The sequence below is a fragment of the Streptomyces capoamus genome, from assembly GCF_014654935.1.
In the GTDB taxonomy this organism is placed as follows: Bacteria; Actinomycetota; Actinomycetes; order Streptomycetales; family Streptomycetaceae; genus Streptomyces; species Streptomyces capoamus.
This window is the reverse complement of sequence record NZ_BNBF01000015.1, coordinates 213,895-214,791: the sequence shown is the minus strand read 5'-3', so window position 1 is coordinate 214,791 and position 897 is coordinate 213,895. Positions and strand designations below refer to the sequence as shown.

At 75.4% G+C, this 897-nt stretch carries 1 protein-coding gene; it reads left to right on the top strand.

Annotated features, from left to right (window positions below):
- The coding region (locus IE312_RS23580; protein ID WP_229900337.1) for a rod shape-determining protein at positions 1-783 on the top strand (783 nt) is incomplete at its 5' end.
- Between the last annotated feature and the right edge of the window lie 114 nt (positions 784-897).

The following is an 897-nucleotide window of genomic DNA, read 5'->3' as shown; positions in this document are numbered from 1 at the left end:
ATGCTGCGGCACCTCCTCGGTGACAAGATGCGCCGGGCGCTGCGCCGAAAACCCCGGCTGCGCGCGGCGGCCTGCGCCCCGCACGACGCCGATCCGCTGGCCCAGCGGGCGACGATCGAGACGCTGGTCGGGCTGGGGGCCCGACGGGTGGAACTGGTCGACACGCTGATCGCCGCCGCCGTGGGGTGCGGGCTGCCGGTGGAGCGGCCCGAGGCCACCATGGTGCTGGTGTGCGGGGCGGCGGCGACCCAGGTCGCGGTGCTGTCGCTGGGCTCGATCGTGACCGCCGAGCGGATCCCGGTGGGCGGAGAGGCCGTGGACCACGCGATCGTGCAGCACCTGCGGCACGCGCACGCGCTGATGCTGCCCAGCCAGTCGGTACGGCCGCTGCAACTGGCCCTGTCCGGCAACGGGCTCACCCCGCACGGGCCGGCGTCCACCGAGATCCACGGCCGGGACGTGGCGACGGGGCTCGCGCGCAGTGTGCGGGTGGACACCGCCGCGGTGCGCGACGCGATCCAGACCCCGCTGACGGCCGTCCTGGACGCCATCGGCAAGGTGCTGCGCGACTGCCCGCCCGATCTGGTGGCCGACCTCGCCGACCGCGGGATCGTGATGGTCGGCGGTTCGGCGCGGCTGCCCGGGTTCGACCAGATGCTGCGGCAGGCCACGGGGATGCCGGTGCACATCGCCGAGCGGCCCGACGTGTGCGCGGCGGAGGGCCTGGGCGCCATGCTGGAGGGCCGCATCGAGCCGCTGGTGCTGAACCCGCTCGCCGCCTGAGGGCGCCCCGGCGGCCTCAGCGGCGCAGGTAGGAGCGGACCGTCGTGCCCTGCGGGCCGGTGTGCGTGCGCACCAGGTCGGACAGCAGGTTGACGAGCAGCAGTCCGCGTCCAC